The sequence below is a fragment of the Flavobacterium sp. GW821-FHT11G01 genome (genome assembly GCF_058808175.1).
On record NZ_JBXARK010000002.1, the window covers coordinates 673,362 to 691,602 of the forward strand.

The window sequence follows — 18,241 nt, forward strand, 5'->3', positions numbered from 1 at the left end:
AAGTAATTTTGAAGCCAAATAATTACCCTCCTTTCATGAAGAAATCGTTTAGTCTTATATTTTTATTTTTAATTTTTGCTTCCGGCTTTAGCCAAAACAAATTTGGAAATCCAGAAGTTGATCCTATTCAAATTCAGAAAACTTTTAACGATTGGTCAGTGTATCAAAGCAAAAAAATAATGCTTTCCAGAGATTTTAAGGCATTTGATTTTAATTCGAAAGAAATTTCAAAAGAAGTATTTTTAGATCAGCTGGCAAACGGAAATTTTATTCCAATTCGGTTAAAATCAGAAGAAAATGAATTTGTTTACAAACTTTTCAAAATTCTGCCCAAAACGGATAGCAGTATAAAAGCTACAATAAACCAAATTGGTTTTGATGCTTATAAAAATTTCAAAATGGAAGGCACAGCTTTTCCTAAATTTTCATTTAAAGATCTAAACGGGAATGAAGTTTCAAACGAAACCATGAAAGGTAAAATTGTCGTAATAAAATGCTGGTACATTCACTGCACGCCCTGTATTAGAGAATTTTCGCAAGTCAATAAATTAGTAGAAGAATATAAAAATCGAAAAGATATTCTTTTTATAAGTTTAGCCGAAGATTCTCCGGAGCAATTAAAAACATTTTTAGCGAGAAAACCATTATCGTATTCAGTTATTCCTGATCTGAAAATTTACATGAATGAAACATTGGATTTAAATGCTTTTCCGACACATTTTATTCTAAATAAAGAAGGTTTGATTGCTAAAGTTTTGCCCAATTTTGAAAGTTTAGAAGTGGCTTTAGCGAAAGAAAGTAAATTGTAGTTGAAAATAATTAAACACATAGTTTGTCGTTTCGACTGAAAGGAGAAATCACACAATCCCGATGCATCGGGACGCAAAGTATGTCTCCAATCTTTGTCGATTAACTAGTGCGATTTCTCGTTCCTCGAAATGACAAGATTGACTAAAAATCATCTACGTGAAACAAAACTCTGCGCCTTTGCGACTCTGCGAGAAATATTCGTTCGCATAAAAAACCTTAGTACCTTAGGATCTTTGCAACTTAGAACCTTTTTCACTACTTTTGCACAAAATTAATTAAAAAGACATTCATGTTAACAGTCAATAATTTATCAGTTCAATTTGGCAAACGAATTTTGTTTGACGAAGTAAATACCACTTTCACTCACGGAAATATTTACGGCGTTATTGGAGCCAATGGTGCTGGAAAATCTACTTTTCTAAAAATCATTTCGGGCGATATCGACCCAACTTCTGGACACATTCATTTAGAACCGGGAAAACGTATGTCGGTTTTGAACCAAAATCACAACATGTTCGACGAGCATACGGTTTTGGAAACCGTTCTGATGGGAAATAAAGTTTTGTATGCTGTTAAAAAAGAAATGGATGAACTTTATTTAGACTACAACGACAAAAACGCTGACAGAATTGGAGAACTTCAGGTTCAGTTTGAAGAAATGAACGGCTGGAATGCTGATTCTGATGCCGCTGCAATGTTGTCTAACTTAGGAATCAACGAAGAGCATCATTATACTTTAATGGGCGATTTGGAGGGAAAAATTAAAGTTCGTGTCCTTTTGGCGCAGGCTCTTTTTGGAAACCCGGATTTGCTTATTATGGATGAGCCTACCAACGATTTGGATTTTGAAACAATCGCCTGGTTAGAAAATTTCTTAGCAAATTATGAAAATACTGTAATTGTAGTATCTCACGACCGTCACTTTTTAGACGCGGTTTGTACGCATATTTCTGATATCGATTTTGGAAAAATCAATCACTATTCAGGAAACTATACTTTCTGGTACGAGTCTAGCCAATTAGCGGCAAAACAACGTGCTCAGCAAAACAAAAAAGCAGAAGAAAAGAAACAAGAATTGGAAGAATTTATTCGTCGTTTTAGTGCGAACGTTGCAAAATCTAAACAAGCAACTTCTCGTAAAAAAATGATTTCTAAATTGAATATTTCTGAAATCAAACCTTCTAGCCGTCGTTATCCAGCGATTATTTTTGATCAGGATCGTGAAGCAGGAGATCAGATTTTGAATGTTGAAGGTTTAGCAGCTTCTGTAGAAGGAGATCTTTTGTTTAAAGATGTAGATTTGAATATGGCAAAAGGCGATAAAATCGTACTTTTCTCTAAAGATTCACGTGCAACAACGGCTTTCTACGAAATTTTAAACAACAACCAAAAAGCAGATGCCGGAACTTTTGATTGGGGAATTACAACAAATCAGGCTTATTTGCCAGCAGAAAATCATTCATTTTTCGAAAATGATTTGACTTTGGTAGATTGGTTACGTCAATACGCAAAAACAGAAGAAGAACGCGATGAGGTTTTCATTAGAGGTTTCTTAGGGAAAATGATTTTCTCTGGAGAAGAAGCCTTGAAAACAAGCCGCGTATTATCAGGAGGAGAAAAAGTACGTTGTATGTTGTCAAGAATGATGATGGAGCGCGCTAATATCTTAATGTTAGACGAACCAACGAATCACTTGGATTTGGAGTCTATTACGGCTTTCAACAACTCATTGAAAAACTTTAAAGGTTCTGTAATTTTCACAACACATGACCACGAGTTTGCACAAACTGTTGGTAATAGAGTAGTGGAGTTAACACCAAACGGAGCAATCGACCGTTATATGACCTTTGACGAATACCTTGATGATGAAAAAATTCAGGAATTAAGAAAGAAAATGTACAATTTGTAATATTGTAACGGACTATAAAAAGAAATCCCGATCGTTTTGCGATCGGGATTTTTTTATGTTTTATTTTTTACCGAAAAGCTTGGCGAAAATGAAAATAATAATCGCAACAATAAAGATTACGATAAATATTCCGAATCCCATTCCGGCTTTAAAAATGTCTCCAATAACTTCGCAACTTGTAAATGAAAATAGTATTACGAATACCATTAACAAACGTGTAATGTTCTTTTGCATGATTTTGCTGTTTTAATTTGTTTTAAAAAGAATTTAGTATTCTAATTACCGTAGAATAAAATTACTTCAATCAGCAAAAAAAGGTCTTACATAATTTGGTCGAAAAGTTCTATGATTTGGGGATTTATATTATAATAATGAGGAGGAAATGTGAAAGATATTCAAAGTTAAAAGCTCCAGCGGAGCATAATGTTTATAGCTAATCAATTATGCGTAATAGAGAAAGAGTTCCAGCGAAGCGACATATCATTTTTATTGTGGTAGTGAAATATCACCCCCAATGGGGCTTTTTTGAACTCGACTTATTTAGTTCTATAAATATGACGTCCCGATGGGACTGATATGCTGTTGATTTCCTTATTCTCCAATAGTTCCCGTCTTAACTTCTCCAGCTCGTTTGTAACTCACAGCAATTACACCGCTTGGTGTAACGGTACTTTCTATTAAGGTAAATCCTGCCGGAGTTGAACTATCATCAAACAATTTTTTTCCTTTACCTAAAATTATAGGATAAACTAATAGCGCAAGTTCATCAACTAAATCATGTTGAAGCAAAAGTTGAACAAGTGTTGCGCTTCCCCAAACTTTAATATCACCGCCTGCTGAGTCTTTGAGTTTTTTGATGTCTTCTATAGTGGAAAGAAATTCGGTGTTTTCCCAGTCTGACTTATTTCTGGTGAAAGATAAAACGTATTTGGTTACTTCATTAATTCCCGGCCAGCCTTCTGCATGTTTTGGCCAATAGTCTTCAAAAATATCAAATGTTTTTCTGCCTAAAAGAATATCTGCAGGTTTCATTTGTTCCTGCATGACATTTCCATATTCTTCATCTCCAAAAGGCGCCACCCAGCCTCCATATTCAAAACCACCCGAAGTATCTTCTTCAGGACCGCCAGGTGCCTGCATTACGCCATCTATTGTAATCATGGTTATGACGATTATTTTTCTCATGATGTTTGGTGTTTTATTATTTTATCAAATATAATCAAAAAGATTTTTTAATAATTTAGATACATGTATTATCCAATTTTCTCTGCAATGATTATGGTGTGAATTTCAAAATCATCGACCTTTGGATATTTAACTTCGAATGATTTGAGAATTTCAAAATGATTTTTAAAAAGTTGATTTTTTATATCTCCTAGAGAATGATAATAAAAATAGGTACGATCGCCAGTACTTCCTGAAATAAAACCTGATTTTGTAGGTTGTCCCTCAATAAAACTTAGATATAATACACCATCTTTAGTAAGTAGTTTATTTGCATCGTTTAATAGTTTTGAAAAATCTGTTTCCGAAAGATAAGGTAAACAAAAACCACACATAATGGCGTCAAATTTATCATTTACTTTATCTAGGTATCGTGTATCCATCACTTTAAAATTAGCAGAAGGGTTATTTGATTTAGCTAATTCAACCATTTTAGTTGCAATGTCAATACCTGTAATTCTTAATTCAGGTTTTTTGGATAAAAGATATTTGGTAATATTTCCCGGACCACAGCCAATTTCAAAAATATTTATTTGATTATCTTTTAAAACAGTACAGAAAAAATCATAAGTCTCATCATACAAGTTTAAATCCATAAACTTATCCTGATAGAGCTTTGCAATTTTATTCCAGGTTTCAAATGTTTCTTTGTATTTATCCATTGATTTATTTTTTCACTTTGAAAACAGATTTAAAAATAAATATATTTTTTAAAACAATCCTAATTCCAAAAAAAACAAAGTCATCTTGAAATGAGTTTTCAAACTCAATTTCTACGCAAAATCAAAAAAAAATATTTCCCCACTCAACACCCCAACAAATAAATTCTGATTTCGTATATTTGCCCAACCAAACATCACACTTAATTATGAGCCAAAAAGTATTACTTAATTCAAAAGAAGTTACTATCATACTCCATCGTTTGGCTTGTCAGTTAATCGAAAAACATCTTGATTTCTCTGATACAATCTTAGTCGGAATCCAGCCAAGAGGCGTTTTTTTAGCCGAACGTTTGAAACAAATCTTAGAAAACGAATACCAAACTCCTGAAATTTCTTTAGGATATTTAGACATCACTTTTTTTAGAGATGACTTTCGCCGTACGGATAAACCGCTTGAAGCTAATAAAACACAAATAAATTTTATAGTCGAAAACAAAAAAGTCATTTTTATCGATGACGTTTTGTTTACCGGACGAAGCATTCGTTCTGCTTTAACCGCAATTCAATCTTTTGGGAGACCTTCAGAAATTGAATTGTTAGTGTTAATCGACAGACGTTTTAGTAGAAATCTGCCAATTCAGCCCGATTATCGCGGTCGTCAGGTAGATGCCATTAATGATGAAAAGGTAAAAGTAAGCTGGAAAGAAAATGAAGGCGAAGATGTTGTTTATCTGGTAACCAATTAAGGGAATCATTAAAAATTGAGAAATACAATCATGACAGAGAACGAAGCGTTTATTTATGAATCAATTTTTAATCAGGTTAGAATGGGATTTCTTTCTGTTGATGAAATTAAAGAAAACATCATTGAAGAAATTGAAGACAACGAGTTTGAAGACGAAATTTCAGAAGAATGGGCTTTAAAAAAAATCGATCAGGAATACCAAAATTTACTTTTAGAAAGTAAACAATGGAAAAGCCCTACTGATACTGAAAAGCTGATAAAAGCGTTTGATGAATTATGTGATGAGAATATAATCGCACTTCACAATGCGGGTTATACCACAACCGATGGTGAATATGAAGTAGTTGAAGTTGAAAGAGATTTACAGGAAAATGAAGTAGAATCTGATGGGTATTGTTTTTATCATGAACAGGATTTAGCCAGAGCAATCGATATTGAAAATCCAGGCTTGTATATCGCTTTTCAGAAAGTAGATAATTCAGATGATGCCATTACAATAGAGGTAGGAAAACGAGTTGCAGAAGTTTTAATAAATAACGATTTTAAAATAATCTGGAACGGTTCTGCAAGATCTAAAATTGAAATTCCGGGTTTCAAATGGCAGAAGATTTTTGACGAAGATGCCAGAGATTTGCAGGATTATAGCGAGGTTGTAGACAGAATGGTTCAATAGAGCAACTGCTCTTTAATAGCATTGAAGAACTGAATATTTTCAGAAATTCAAAAATTTGACAAATAATTAAAGAAACAAAAATGAAAGAATTAAGCGTAAATCATTTATTAGGAATTAAATACATCAACGAGAATGATATTAACCTAATTTTTGAAACGGCAGATCATTTTAAAGAAGTCATTAACAGACCGATTAAAAAAGTTCCTTCATTACGAGATATTACCATTGCTAACATTTTCTTCGAAAACAGTACCAGAACCAAACTTTCTTTCGAATTAGCCCAAAAAAGATTATCTGCAGATGTGATCAGTTTTTCGGCAGCTCAGTCTTCGGTTAAAAAAGGAGAAACACTTATTGATACGGTTAACAATATCCTTTCGATGAAAGTAGATATGGTTGTAATGCGCCACTCCAATCCCGGGGCGGCTTATTTTTTATCTAAAAATGTCAAAGCAAGTATCGTAAATGCCGGAGACGGCGCGCACGAACATCCAACGCAGGCTTTATTAGACAGTTATTCAATCAGAGAAAAACTGGGCGATGTAGCCGGAAAAAAAGTAGTTATTGTAGGTGATATTCTGCACTCACGTGTAGCGCTTTCAAACATATATGCTTTGCAAATGCAAGGCGCAGAAGTAAAAGTATGCGGACCAAAAACCTTGATTCCGAGATATATTGAATCACTTGGAGTTACGGTCGAGCCGAATTTACGAAAAGCATTAGAATGGTGTGACGTAGCAAACATGCTTCGTGTACAAAACGAACGTATGGACGTGAACTTTTTTCCATCCACAAGAGAATACGCACAGCAATACGGAGTCGATAAACCGCTATTAGATTCTCTTGGAAAAGAAATCGTAATCATGCACCCGGGACCAATCAACAGGGGAGTAGAAATTACTTCTGAAGTAGCGGATTCTGATCATTCTGTAATCCTGAATCAGGTAGAAAATGGAGTAGCCATCAGAATGGCGGTTATTTATCTTTTAGCGTCTAAAATTCAATAAGTTTTATTTGTTTCAAGTTTCAGGTTTCAAGTTGTCAAACTGAACGTTCCAAAACTTGAAACCTGAAACCTGAACAACAAAATAAAAAAACTTCGTACCTTAGTAAAATGAAAGTAGATCAAAAAGGACATACCGTAACGATAAAAGATACACAAGGCGATTTTAATGGCTTTGTAGAGAAAGTTACGCAACAGTTTAAAACTTTTGAAAAACAGAATATTATAATCGATTTATCAGCAGATGATAAATTATCTGAAAGTGATTTGAAACTTTTTCTTCCGCTTTCGAAACAACATAAAAAATCAAAAAAGTCATTTGTAATTGTAGTTTCTGATCTTGATTTTAATGCTATTTCTGATAAATTAGTGGTTGTTCCTTCTCTTTTAGAAGCACACGATATTATCGAAATGGAAGAAATCGAAAGAGACCTCGGATTTTAGATTTCAGATTTTAGACTTTAGATTTTAGATTATTACTGAATCTAAAATGTTTTTATCAATTCTAAAATATTTTATCAATCTAAAATCTAAAATCAACAATCTAAAATGAAATTAACCATACTTGGCTGTTATGCCGCAACTCCCAGAACCATTACCAACCCGACTTCGCAGGTTTTAGAGATTAAAAACAGATTGTTTTTGATTGATTGTGGCGAAGGAACTCAGGTGCAATTGCGTAAAAACAAGATTAAATTCTCTAAAATTAATCACATTTTTATTTCGCATTTGCATGGAGATCATTTCTTTGGATTAATCGGAACCATTTCGACTTTTGCACTTTTAGGAAGAACAACAGATCTACATATTTACGGCCCAAAAGGAGTGAAGGAAATCATTACTTTACAATTGAGATTATCAAATTCCTGGACAACTTATAATTTGTTTTTTCATGAATTAGAATCAACTGAAAGCGAAGTAATTTTTGAGGACCAGAAAGTAATTGTAAAAACGATTCCGCTCAAACATCGCGTGTACACTAACGGATTTCTATTTCAGGAAAAACCCGGAGACAGAAAACTAAATGTAGAAGCAGTTCAGCAGTATAATATTCATACCGCTTATTATCAAAAAATAAAAGGTGGTGGTAATGTTACATTGGATGACGGAACTGTGATTGAGAATGCAAAATTGTCTTTCGACCCAATTCCGTCCCTGAGTTATGCTTTTTGTTCTGACACTGTTTATACCGAAAGTATAATCCCGATTATTGAAAATGTAGATGTCTTATATCACGAATCAACATTCTTAGAATCAGAAGCGCTTTTGGCTGAAAAAACATTACATTCCACAGCCAAAGAAGCTGCCCGAATTGCACTAAAAGCAAATGCAAAACAATTGATTTTAGGTCATTATTCAACACGATATGATGGTATAGAACCTTTTAAAGAAGAAGCTGAAACCGTTTTTCCAAATGTGCTTTTAGCTAATGATGGGGTTTCTTTTGAATTTTAAATTCTTTAAGGAATCTCAATTCTGGATGTTTTAAATTAGAAATTGTTTATATGAAAAGAATAATCTCATTTTTACTTATTGTAGTTTTTTCCTTTCTGATGATGAATTTTTCCTCTTTTACACCAATATTTTTTTTGTTTTTCTTACCTGGCTTATTGTTCGGAATTTCGATAACAATCCCGAGATTATTTTCAGATGGGTTTAGTGATTTTAAACCGTTATTAATCTGTCTTGCTTACTATATATTTCTCTGGTGTTTTTCAATAATTTTAATGTCAGCCTTGCAAATTTTAACTTATTCGATTAATGATAAAACACCTTATTTAATAGTAGGAGCCGTTACAGGAATAGGAATATCACTTTTATTTGAATTTCAGTTTGGTTTTGAAAATAAAAAAGTAGCATTCTTCAGTGTAATATTATTAAGCATTTTATCTTGTTTGATTTTTGATTATTATTATCCCAATCCCCATGATAAAGAATTGTACACAGGGATGCAGATTCTTATTTGGAATATTTTGGTAGGAACAGGATTAAACTTAAATAAAACAAAAGTTAAAACTCTTTAATACATCATTTACTCATTTAGGTAATTAGTGTTTTAATCGTAATTTCGTTAAATCAAATTTCAATAGATCTAAAATCTAAAATCAACAATCTAAAATAATAAATCATGAACGATTTAAGCAATTATAGAAAATCTTACGAGAAAAGTGAATTATTAGAAACCAATATTCCCGAAGATCCGATTAATCTTTTTAACAGATGGTTTCATGAAGTAGAAGATTTTGGCGCAAGCGGAGAAGTTAATGCCATGACGGTTTCAACAATTGGTTTGGATGGTTTTCCAAAATCCAGAGTAGTTCTTCTGAAGAAATTCTCTGAAGAAGGTTTTATATTTTATACGAATTACAATTCAGAAAAAGGGAAAGCAATTGCGGCGAATCCACATGTTTGTTTGTCTTTTTTTTGGCAGGAAATGGAACGTCAGGTGATCATTAAAGGAATTGCTCAAAAAACTTCTGAAAATATTTCTGATGGTTATTTTGATTCTCGTCCGGACGGGAGCAAGTTAGGTGCTATTGTTTCAAACCAGAGTGAAGTTATTCCGTCAAGAACTTTTTTAGAAGAAAACCTTAAAAAATTAGAAGCAGCATTTGAAGGAAAACCGATTCCGAGACCAGAAAATTGGGGTGGATTTTTAGTAACTCCTTTAGAAGTAGAATTTTGGCAGGGAAGACCTAATAGGTTACACGATAGGATTCGATACCAAAGCCAATCTGATTATTCATGGAAAATCGACCGATTATCCTCTTAGCTGTAAGAAAAATATAGCTATATTAAAAATTAATATGTAGTTCGTCGATTATTTTTGTAGTTTACCGGTAAATTGAATACGTTTGGTGTAAGAAAAAACGATTTAATTTAATATAAAAATTTAAAGGATTTGCCCCAACATTTACTTTAAGCTTGCGTAAACTACTGATGACTATGAAGAAGAAAATTATGCACACCATGCTGTTCATTGCAATTTTTATTGCAATGAACTCATGCTCTGCCGATACTGCCGAGGGAACTGAAAGTAGTGCTCCAACAGAAGCTCTGATCACAAATTATACTTATAATGATTCAGAGTTAGAAACAATGCAATTAATAAACGATTATCGAGTACGAATTGGTTTAAATGCATTACAAATCATTAATCATATCTCTTATAAATGTCAGGAACATAATACTTATATGATAGCAAATAATGTTGTGAATCATAATAATTTTACTGCGCGATCTGAAAACATTATGAAGGTTCTTGGTGCCAAAAACGTTGGTGAAAATGTAGCTTACAACTATAAAACTTCTGAGGCTGTATTAAAAGCCTGGTTGGAAAGCCCTGGACACAAAGAAAATATCGAAGGTAACTTTACCCACTTCGGATTATCTGTAACAACAGATCCTGCAACGGGAAAAAAATATTATACTAATATATTTGTTAGAATTTAAGATAATTTAAAACTGGTTGGTTTTTTAGTGATCGTTGTGACTCTAAAGGTTGCAACGGTTTTTTTTTTTTTTTCAAAAAAAAGCTGTCCCAAAAGACAGCTTTTTTAACATGTATGAAAATCTTAATTAACTAATTATAATTTACAAGGCAGTAATAATAAATTCACTACGTCTGTTTTCCTGATGTTCAGCTTCAGTACAAGGTACATCATCGGCACATTTATTTACAAGTTGAGTTTCTCCATAACCTTTTCCGGTTAATCTATCAGCCTTGATACCATTTTTGATTAGCCATTGTATAGTAGATTTTGCTCTTCTGTCAGATAAGGCTTCGTTGTATTTAAAAGTTGCACGGCTATCTGTATGCGAACGGATATCCAGTTTCATACCTGGGTTTTCATTTAAGACAACCAATATTTTTTCTAAATCAATTGCAGCTTCTTGTCGAATATTTGATTTGTCAAGATCAAAATAAATCATTTTTATTTTGAAGCATTTTCCTAAATCATCACCAATTGTTACTTTACAGGTTACAGGATCTAAGGCAATCGGTAAACTTGTTTTTCCTGACAATTTTCCAATTGTTATGCTAACTTCCTTGGTTGCATATTCTTCTTTTTCAGCTCTAACATTATAGGTTTTACCACAATCAACCGGAAATTTATAATTCCCGCTGCCATCTGCAATTGTGGTATTTTTTACTACCATATTTTCATAAAGTGAAACTTTTGCTCCCGGTAAAATAGCACTTGTTTCAGAATCTGTTATCGTACCATTTAATTCCTGAATACATCGTAGTGCCTTATTCTCTACAAATTTATAGATATCATCAGATCCTTGTCCGCCATCTTTATTAGAACTGAAATAGCCTTTTCGGGAAACTGGATCAATAATATAGGCAAAATCATCTTTTGGTGAATTGACATCAGCTCCAAGATTCTGGATATCACTTATAGTTCCATCTTTTTCGATTTTTCCGGCAAATACATCCAATCCTCCAAGTCCAGGGCGTCCGTCTGAGGCAAAATAGATTTCGTTTTCATCGGTTACAAACGGAAATGTTTCTTTTCCTTCTGTATTAATACTTTTTCCAAGACTTTCCGGAGTTCCAAAAGCACCACTGTCGTTTATATTTACTTTATAAAGATCAGACTGGCCCAACGTTCCGGGCATATCAGATGCAAAATATAAAGTTTTTTCATCGGGACTTAATGCAGGATGTGCTGTACTATAATTATCACTGGCAAAAGGTAATGGAGTAATTTTGGTCCATTTTCCGTTTTCAAGTGTGGCTTTGTATATTTTGATTAAAGTAGTTTTTTCGTCATCTTTTCCTTTTTTTCCGTCAACGTAATTGTTTCTGGTAAAATAAACCGTTTTACCGTCTTTGGTAAAAACCGGTGTGGCCTCATGAAATTTAGTATTTAGATCGGTTTTGAATTTTTTAACTTTTGCCGAATCAACATCAGCTATATATAAATTAGTGAAATATTCTCCTGTCCATTTATGTTTGCGTTGCGAGAAATTACCCGTATCACGCGCAGAGGCAAAGTATATTTTATTGTCATGAACAAAGGTTCCGTAATCTGAATATTTAGAATTAATTCCGGCATTTTCGATAGTATAACGCCCTGAATTGGCTTTAATCTGATCAAGATAGTTTGTCTCCTTCTCATAAAGTTTTGCCCTGTTGTCAGTTTTGTTTTTGGCATTAAATTCATCTAACAGCTGATTTGCTTTTGCGATATCTCCAGTTGATTTTAAAGACTGGGCATATCGGTAGTAATACTCTGGTTCAACGGTAGTGTTCATGGCAAAAAGTTCACCGTACCATTTTGCAGCTCCGGCAAAATCTGAGTTGAAGTAATAGGCATTTCCTAGTTTTTTAAACATATCCTCAGACTTATATCCTTTGTTTGCTACTTTCTCATAAGTTTTAATAGCATCGATATAAGCATAGTCGTCGTACTTTTTGTCACCAGCATTTATTTTGGATTGCTGTGCATAACTGTCAAATGAAAAAACATTTACAATTGTCAGGCAAAGAAGTATATAATTTTTCATAATCATTGTTTTTAGAAGAAACGAGGAGTGGTCATTTTACCATTGTTTTTGAAGAATTCATAGCGAAGGAATATTTCATGCGATCCTGAATTGTAATTATTTAAGTTTGTGGTTTCACGGTCATAACCATAACCTAAATAAAGTCCGTCTGTAATTTGAAATCCTACCATAGCACTAAGAGAAGCGCTCCATCTGTAAGCAACACCCACTACAAATTTGTCATAGAACATAAAATTGGCTGATAAATCTACCTGAAGAGGTGCGCCTTCTACCATTTTGGTAAGTACTGCAGGTTTGAATTTTATGTATTGGTATTTATCGAGGTCGAATACATAACCGGCCATCAAATAATAATTGATTTTATCTTTGTAAATAGCTACATCATTATCATCATATCGGTTGGTTTCAATAAAATTAGGTACAGATAAACCTATGTATGCCTTATCAGAATGCCAATAAACCCCGGCTCCCACATTTGGAGAAAATTTATTGTCGAGATCCTGAAACTGAGGATCTCCCTGGTCTGCAGGATTCAATTTAGTAACATCTAAATTGAAGATATTAGCAGTTCCTTTTATACCAAAGGAAAGTTTGAAATTGGCTGATGTCTGAACAGTATACGAAAGATCAACAGATATATTATTTTCATTAGTTGGTCCAATTTTATCGTTTACAAGCGAAGCCCCAATTCCCAGATTACTATTGTTTATTGGTGTGTTAACTGAAAAACTGCTGGTTTCAGGAGCCCCATCCAGTCCAACCCACTGTGTGCGATATAAACCAAAAATACTTAATGCTCCACGAGAACCTGCGTAGGCAGGATTGATATTTATAGTGTTGTACATGTATTGCGTATATTGAGCGTCCTGCTGGGCAAAACCTGCAATTGTAACAAACATTATGACGAAGGAAAATAATTTTGTTCTCATAGTAGATATTTTATTATTTATTATTACTATCGATTTTTATTAAGAAAACTTCTAAGAAATAAAAGTCAATACACTCGCTTACTCAAAATTAAGGATTTTTTTTATTAATTATTATGTAATTCGCTATAAAATAAGTATTTACAGCGAACTACATATATTAGTATCTTTATTTTGACAGATATAGATAGCCATCCTTTTTGTTAGATTGCATTACATTGTTTCCATCTAAGGATTTATAATTTACAATGTAAAAATAGGTTCCAGTTGGCAGCCCGTCTGATTTATTGACAGTCGTTCTTCCTCTGGAAGTTCCGTCGAATGCGTTGGTTGTATTGTTATAATTAGAAGTTTCAAATACTAATATTCCCCAACGGTTATAAATTTCAACCGTATTTTCTGGATAACAGGTTGTTTCATCAATACCATCAATTGTAAACACATCATTTATTCCATCACCATTTGGAGAGAAAGCATTGTGTACCACAACATTTGTACATGGTAATACTTTACAGTCATCATTTATTTCCATTGAAAGCAATATGCTTCTTGGGCAATTTTGATCGGCAATTTTATATTCAAAAACATAATTACCTAACGGAAGACCAAATGGATTAAGAGTACTTCCTTGTAATGCATTACTATTATTTGTGTCAGTCCAGGTTCCGGTTCTTGGTGTGTTTTCTGGTAACAATGTCATCAAATCAACAAGTGTAGAATCATCGGCGCAAGCCTCACTCGCAATGTTTGTGATATTTGGAAGAACCGTTACAGTAATGGATCTTGTAGCACAAACATTTGGATATTTTTTGACACAAATTTGATACTCATAGTTATAGGTTCCGGGAGGAGTTGTACTTGCAACATTTACATTTCCTGAAGCATCAACGGTAATTCCTGGATTACCTTGAGTGCCAGGAAGCAAGGTGAAATTTAATAATCCTATTAAGGCCGGAGCAAGATCAATCCTATCATTGCTTAATACATTTCCAACAGCTCCAAATCCATTACAGGTAACACTATAAGTATCGGCAAGGGCATTAATTACTGGCGGCACATTGACAACATTTATAGTTACTATTGCAGTATCACAGTTTCCAAAATCAGCATTTTCACAAATTTGATAGGTTAGTGTATACGTTCCGGTAGGCGTGTCAGCAGCCACATTTATTGATCCGTCAGGATTTAATGTCAACGCTCCTTTCGGATCTGGTGTAACTGTTGTAAGGGTTACATCAGCCGGATTAATTGGATTACCATTTAAGGTATCATTTGTATAAACATTGATCACGTTTGTTCCTCCGGTATTGCCGCTTATTGGTCCGGCTGTATCATCATTGGCAACGATTGCAAATGTTGGTCTGGCAATACAATAAGGATCTGCCGGTGGATAATTTACGACTATAGTTTGTGACGGATTTACAGATATAGTTAAAGTTGCTGTAGGACGCAATGTTTCGAAACCATCAGCACCCTGTATCCATTGATTATTTTGGAATAACCATCCTGGCCAGTCTACGCCATTTCCGGCTTGATCGACTACAGCTCCAGGCCATAATACACGTCCAGTCAATGGTAAGTTGTTCATAGTAGTAATAACTTTGTTGTTGCTGTCTGCCCATGCAATTGTTACACCATTTACAGGAGTGAAGTTTCCAGGTGTTACTACATAATCGACATAAGGAACATCATTTATACAAATTGATGTTGCTGTAACAGTCATGACTGGTGCTACGATGGTAACAGTTACCGTTGCAGTATCGCAATTTGAAGTTTGATCTGCTTCGCAAATTTGATAAACCATTGTTAAGGTACCTACCGGAGCATTTGGTAAAATATCTACCGAACCATCAGGATTTAATTGTAAAAATTCATTTGGTGTTACCGTAGTAATTATCACATCTGAAGCTGTTACCACAACACCTTCAATTGTGTCATTTGGCAACACATTCAGTACATTTGTTGTGGTATGATTAACACCAGCAAATGGGCCTGCACTATCGTCATTGGCAACAATATCTTTGTATTCTTTACAATTTACGCCAAAGTCAATATCTAAATGAACTAAATCTTCAGGTGTTACATTTACGATATATCCACCATCAGTTGTGGTTTGACAAACCGTGTGTAATTGTGTTTTATTAGTTTTAGATGTAATTTTTTTGTTTGTGATCGATGGAAGCACTTTTACTAATCCTGTAACTCCTAAAGCAGTTGCAACAGCATCAAAATTCGCATCTCGAACTAATTTTACATTGTATTGTCCATAAGGATTTTCAGATTCAGGTCTGTTTCTCCAATATCCCTGAATTCCCACGATCACATCGTCATGATATCCATTTGGCCCATCAATAATAACATTTGAACTTAAGGCATTTCCAAAACCACCGGCATTTAATTCACCTGTGTTTTGTGGGCCAACATAACTTCCATCGCCATTAAAATCGATCCATTCCCATAGACTGTAATCAATAGCACCTTCGCTGTCCGGAATATTTTTAGTTACAACCCCATCATTATTGGCGTCATACCATTCATCCTGAATTCCATTGCCATTTGTATCATACCAAACATAATCTCCTAAAACAGGAAGTTTTGATTTTCCATATTCGAAATTATGTACCTGAAATTTACAATCTTCAAGAGTAGTGAAAAATAAACTGGAATCTACAGGATATAATTGATAAGCACTATTTAGATTAGCGTCTTGAACCTGAACTAAATAACTTCCGGCAACCATACCTGAGAAACTATACATTCCATCTGCTCCTGTTAAACGAAACAATATTGGTCCGGGAGTTGTTCCTTGTGGAAGCAATGTTATTGGTACGTTGGCAATAGGTGCATTGGTATCTACATTTATTACCTGTCCAGATATTTTAATAGTATAACTAGGTTGAGTTATAGTTACTGTAGCTGTAGCAGTACAAGTTTGATTTCCGCTGTTTACAGAAGATGTTGCTGTAAGTGTGTAGGTTCCGGCTGGTAAATTAGTGTTCCCTACAACTTCATTATTTGCATTTGTAATAACAACAGTTGATCCAGGACTATTAGTCACTAAAATTGAACCATCACTTTTTCCAAAACAACTTACATTTGAAGCGACACCAGATACAGAAACTTTATTTTCTACAGTGAAAGTTTGTACTAATTCGGTTTTATTACCGGCGCAATCTGTTAAAGTATATGTTCTGGTTAAGATGTAAGCATTTCCTTCGCAACCACTTCCTTCATTATTAGAGTCGCTTACTGTAATATTTATATTTGTGCTGCAATTATCAGCCGCATCTTTAATATCAGTTGGGCTTCCTGACGGAATATCAGCGATACTTTGCAAATTAGCAACATCTGCAGGAGCTGTTCCTGTTGGAGCTGTTTTATCTTCTACTTTTATAATTTGTGTATATGAAGCTTGGTTTCCACCACAATCACTTGTTGTCCATTTACGGGTCAAAGTATAATTGGTGCTACAACCATTTTGAATATTGCTTTTGATTTCAGAAAATACGATTGGTAAATCTCCATTACAGTTATCAGAAACTTCTACTGTAGCGGGTTCCGGAACTGCATCACATGAAACTGTCATATTTTGTGGAAGATCGCCAGTAAATACTGGAGCAGTAGTATCTTCGATAGTTATTATCTGAGTAAAGATGTTGGAAGTATTTCCACAATCGTCTTTTACAGTCCATGTATTAGTGTAAGTTCCGACATTTGAACAGGTTTGAGAAGCTACGAACTGACCGCTTACTTTTACAATATTTGAAACATTAGAATCACATAAATCCGTAGCACTTGGAAATAAGGCTTGCGCCGATGCCAAAGCTTGTGTATTACTGCATTCTATTGTTCTATTTAAGGAAGCTGTTTGCGTAGTCCATGTTGGAGCAGTAGTATCTTCAATGGTGATTACCTGAATGAAAGTACTCGTAGTATTTCCACAATCATCTTTTGCTATCCAGCTATTAGTATAAGTACCTGAATTGGCACATGATTGTGAAGGAACAAATACACCGCTAGTTTTAGTATAAGTAACTACCGTGCAATTTGCACTTGCAACAGGTGCCTGATTTTGAGCAGCATTTAAACCTACAGTATCGCTACATTGTAAAGTAACATTTAAAGTTCCAGCTACTGTAATCCAATTTGGAGCAGCACTATCCTGAATTGTAATTACTTGTGTAAATGTTGTTGAAGTATTTCCACAAACATCTTTAGCGATCCATGTATTGGTATAAGTTCCGGTACTTCCACAAGCTCCTCTTTGTAATTGACCACTTGTTTTGGTATAGGTCACTGTTCCGGCGCAATTATCGGTAGCCACGGGTGCCTGACTTTGTGCGGTAGTTAATCCTTGTGTATCGCTGCATTGCAAGGTTACATTCAGTGCAGTACCTGCATTGTTCCATGTTGGAGTAGTATTATCTTCAATGGTAATTGTTTGCGTGAAAATTGTGGAAGTATTGTTACAAACGTCTTTGGCAATCCAGGTATTGGTATAAGTTCCTGCATTGGCACAAGACTGAGAAGCCACAAACAAACCGCTTGTTTTGGTATAGGTTACTGTTCCGGCGCAATTATCAGTAGCCACGGGTGCCTGATTTTGGGCAGCTGTTAATCCTTGCGCGTCACTGCATTGTAAAGTAACGTCCAGGGCAGTAGCTGCTGTTATCCATGTTGGAGCAGTATTATCTTCAATGGTAATTGTTTGTGTGAAAATTGTGGAAGTATTGTTGCAAACATCTTTGGCAATCCAGGTATTGGTATAGGTT

The 18,241-nt window shown here is 34.4% G+C and carries 16 protein-coding genes; 11 read left to right on the forward strand and 5 right to left on the reverse strand.

Going from position 1 to position 18,241, the window contains the following annotated elements; translation table 11 throughout:
* Window positions 1-35 precede the first annotated feature (35 nt).
* The 3 genes from AC1RRN_RS06690 (at window position 36) to AC1RRN_RS06700 (ending at window position 2,969) form a co-directional block, all read left to right on the forward strand.
* Window positions 36-809, forward strand: a complete 774-nt coding sequence (locus tag AC1RRN_RS06690) for a TlpA family protein disulfide reductase (protein WP_492966563.1) — start codon at window positions 36-38, stop codon at window positions 807-809.
* Window positions 810-1,099: 290 nt separating this feature from the next.
* Complete coding sequence (locus tag AC1RRN_RS06695) at window positions 1,100-2,719, forward strand: ABC-F family ATP-binding cassette domain-containing protein (protein WP_099708624.1); 1,620 nt, start codon at window positions 1,100-1,102, stop codon at window positions 2,717-2,719.
* Between the two features lie 88 nt (window positions 2,720-2,807).
* Complete coding sequence (locus AC1RRN_RS06700) at window positions 2,808-2,969, forward strand: hypothetical protein (protein ID WP_492966564.1); 162 nt, start codon at window positions 2,808-2,810, stop codon at window positions 2,967-2,969.
* Window positions 2,970-3,310: 341 nt separating this feature from the next.
* Here AC1RRN_RS06700 and AC1RRN_RS06705 read toward each other — a convergent pair whose 3' ends face one another.
* Window positions 3,311-3,904 (reverse strand): dihydrofolate reductase family protein, encoded by a 594-nt coding sequence (locus AC1RRN_RS06705; RefSeq protein WP_492966565.1) that lies wholly within the window; start codon window positions 3,902-3,904, stop codon window positions 3,311-3,313.
* A 68-nt stretch (window positions 3,905-3,972) separates the two neighbouring features.
* Window positions 3,973-4,605: a class I SAM-dependent DNA methyltransferase gene (locus AC1RRN_RS06710; RefSeq protein WP_492966566.1), complete on the reverse strand. Its 633-nt coding sequence runs from the start codon at window positions 4,603-4,605 to the stop codon at window positions 3,973-3,975.
* A gap of 206 nt (window positions 4,606-4,811) precedes the next feature.
* On the opposite strand from AC1RRN_RS06710, the gene pyrR reads away from it, so the two are divergent.
* From pyrR to AC1RRN_RS06750, 8 genes are all read left to right on the forward strand, one after another.
* The gene (pyrR, locus tag AC1RRN_RS06715) at window positions 4,812-5,351 is read left to right on the forward strand and encodes a bifunctional pyr operon transcriptional regulator/uracil phosphoribosyltransferase PyrR (protein ID WP_492966567.1); all 540 of its coding nucleotides are present in this window, start codon (window positions 4,812-4,814) and stop codon (window positions 5,349-5,351) included.
* 15 nt (window positions 5,352-5,366) lie between these two features.
* Window positions 5,367-6,023: a DUF6891 domain-containing protein gene (locus tag AC1RRN_RS06720; RefSeq protein ID WP_492966568.1), complete on the forward strand. Its 657-nt coding sequence runs from the start codon at window positions 5,367-5,369 to the stop codon at window positions 6,021-6,023.
* Between the two features lie 80 nt (window positions 6,024-6,103).
* Window positions 6,104-7,030, forward strand: coding sequence for an aspartate carbamoyltransferase catalytic subunit (locus AC1RRN_RS06725; protein WP_029273654.1), 927 nt, complete (start codon window positions 6,104-6,106; stop codon window positions 7,028-7,030).
* 107 nt (window positions 7,031-7,137) lie between these two features.
* Window positions 7,138-7,470 carry a ribonuclease Z gene (locus AC1RRN_RS06730; RefSeq protein WP_492966569.1) on the forward strand — a complete coding sequence of 111 codons (333 nt, stop codon included), beginning with the start codon at window positions 7,138-7,140 and terminating at the stop codon, window positions 7,468-7,470.
* A 105-nt stretch (window positions 7,471-7,575) separates the two neighbouring features.
* On the forward strand, window positions 7,576-8,481 hold the full coding sequence (locus tag AC1RRN_RS06735; RefSeq protein WP_492966570.1) for a ribonuclease Z: 906 nt from the start codon (window positions 7,576-7,578) through the stop codon (window positions 8,479-8,481).
* A 272-nt stretch (window positions 8,482-8,753) separates the two neighbouring features.
* Window positions 8,754-9,050 (forward strand): hypothetical protein, encoded by a 297-nt coding sequence (locus AC1RRN_RS06740; RefSeq protein WP_492966571.1) that lies wholly within the window; start codon window positions 8,754-8,756, stop codon window positions 9,048-9,050.
* A 104-nt stretch (window positions 9,051-9,154) separates the two neighbouring features.
* On the forward strand, window positions 9,155-9,799 hold the full coding sequence (pdxH, locus tag AC1RRN_RS06745; RefSeq protein WP_492966572.1) for a pyridoxamine 5'-phosphate oxidase: 645 nt from the start codon (window positions 9,155-9,157) through the stop codon (window positions 9,797-9,799).
* A 173-nt stretch (window positions 9,800-9,972) separates the two neighbouring features.
* Window positions 9,973-10,479 (forward strand): CAP domain-containing protein, encoded by a 507-nt coding sequence (locus tag AC1RRN_RS06750; protein ID WP_492966573.1) that lies wholly within the window; start codon window positions 9,973-9,975, stop codon window positions 10,477-10,479.
* A 141-nt stretch (window positions 10,480-10,620) separates the two neighbouring features.
* Here the strand turns inward: AC1RRN_RS06750 and AC1RRN_RS06755 are convergent, their stop codons facing one another.
* The 3 genes from AC1RRN_RS06755 to AC1RRN_RS06765 all read right to left on the reverse strand — a co-directional run.
* Complete coding sequence (locus AC1RRN_RS06755; RefSeq protein WP_492966574.1) at window positions 10,621-12,543, reverse strand: OmpA family protein; 1,923 nt, start codon at window positions 12,541-12,543, stop codon at window positions 10,621-10,623.
* A gap of 11 nt (window positions 12,544-12,554) precedes the next feature.
* A complete protein-coding gene (locus AC1RRN_RS06760; RefSeq protein WP_492966575.1) occupies window positions 12,555-13,472 on the reverse strand; it encodes a PorP/SprF family type IX secretion system membrane protein in 918 nt (305 codons plus the stop codon).
* A gap of 166 nt (window positions 13,473-13,638) precedes the next feature.
* On the reverse strand, window positions 13,639-18,241 hold a 4,603-nt coding region (locus tag AC1RRN_RS06765; protein ID WP_492966576.1), incomplete at its 5' end, for an HYR-like domain-containing protein.

Excerpts from the sequence above, each read along its gene's own strand:
- AC1RRN_RS06705 (WP_492966565.1), bottom strand. The coding sequence starts at position 3,904 with ATGAGAAAAATAATCGTCATAACCATGATTACAATAGATGGCGTAATG.
- pyrR (WP_492966567.1), top strand. The coding sequence starts at position 4,812 with ATGAGCCAAAAAGTATTACTTAATTCAAAAGAAGTTACTATCATACTC.
- AC1RRN_RS06700 (WP_492966564.1), top strand. The coding sequence starts at position 2,808 with ATGAAAATAATAATCGCAACAATAAAGATTACGATAAATATTCCGAAT.
- AC1RRN_RS06695 (WP_099708624.1), top strand. The coding sequence starts at position 1,100 with ATGTTAACAGTCAATAATTTATCAGTTCAATTTGGCAAACGAATTTTG.
- AC1RRN_RS06735 (WP_492966570.1), top strand. The coding sequence starts at position 7,576 with ATGAAATTAACCATACTTGGCTGTTATGCCGCAACTCCCAGAACCATT.
- AC1RRN_RS06760 (WP_492966575.1), bottom strand. The coding sequence starts at position 13,472 with ATGAGAACAAAATTATTTTCCTTCGTCATAATGTTTGTTACAATTGCA.
- AC1RRN_RS06725 (WP_029273654.1), top strand. The coding sequence starts at position 6,104 with ATGAAAGAATTAAGCGTAAATCATTTATTAGGAATTAAATACATCAAC.
- AC1RRN_RS06710 (WP_492966566.1), bottom strand. The coding sequence starts at position 4,605 with ATGGATAAATACAAAGAAACATTTGAAACCTGGAATAAAATTGCAAAG.
- AC1RRN_RS06730 (WP_492966569.1), top strand. The coding sequence starts at position 7,138 with ATGAAAGTAGATCAAAAAGGACATACCGTAACGATAAAAGATACACAA.
- AC1RRN_RS06690 (WP_492966563.1), top strand. The coding sequence starts at position 36 with ATGAAGAAATCGTTTAGTCTTATATTTTTATTTTTAATTTTTGCTTCC.
- pdxH (WP_492966572.1), top strand. The coding sequence starts at position 9,155 with ATGAACGATTTAAGCAATTATAGAAAATCTTACGAGAAAAGTGAATTA.
- AC1RRN_RS06750 (WP_492966573.1), top strand. The coding sequence starts at position 9,973 with ATGAAGAAGAAAATTATGCACACCATGCTGTTCATTGCAATTTTTATT.
- AC1RRN_RS06740 (WP_492966571.1), top strand. The coding sequence starts at position 8,754 with ATGTCAGCCTTGCAAATTTTAACTTATTCGATTAATGATAAAACACCT.
- AC1RRN_RS06755 (WP_492966574.1), bottom strand. The coding sequence starts at position 12,543 with ATGAAAAATTATATACTTCTTTGCCTGACAATTGTAAATGTTTTTTCA.